This is a genomic window from Acinetobacter sp. NIOH-H-8 (assembly GCF_046635365.1).
Taxonomy (GTDB): domain Bacteria; phylum Pseudomonadota; class Gammaproteobacteria; order Pseudomonadales; family Moraxellaceae; genus Acinetobacter.
Window position 1 is genome coordinate 1 of sequence record NZ_JBHDVN010000347.1, and the last position, 391, is coordinate 391.

2 protein-coding genes are annotated in these 391 nt (G+C 49.4%); both read left to right on the top strand.

The genetic code is table 11. From position 1 onward, the window contains the following. A partial coding sequence (locus ACEWB7_RS18580) for a BcsE family c-di-GMP-binding protein (RefSeq protein WP_411581172.1) occupies positions 1-319 on the top strand: 319 nt, incomplete at its 5' end. Further along, positions 319-391, top strand: a 73-nt coding sequence (bcsF, locus tag ACEWB7_RS18585) for a cellulose biosynthesis protein BcsF (protein WP_411581173.1), incomplete at its 3' end; no start/stop codon positions are given. The genes ACEWB7_RS18580 and bcsF, both read left to right, overlap by 1 nt.

The window sequence follows — 391 nt, forward strand, 5'->3', positions numbered from 1 at the left end:
TATCATGACCATTGGCGGTAATCGGCTGGTGCTGTTTCTCTCATTCTGTCGGATTAACGATCTGGATACCGCGTTGAATCATATTTTCCCATTGCCTACTGGCGACATTTTCTCAAACCGTATGGTCTGGTTTGAAGATGATCAAATCAGTGCCGAGCTGGTGCAGATGCGCTTGCTTGCCCCAGAACAATGGGGCATGCCGCTGCCTTTAACGCAAAGTTCTAAACCGGTCATCAATGCCGAGCACGATGGTCGCCACTGGCGACGAATACCAGAACCCATGCGACTGTTAGATGATGCTGTGGAGCGCTCATCATGATGACCATCAGCGATATCATTGAAATTATTGTCGTTTGCGCACTGATATTTTTCCCGCTGGGCTATCTGGCGC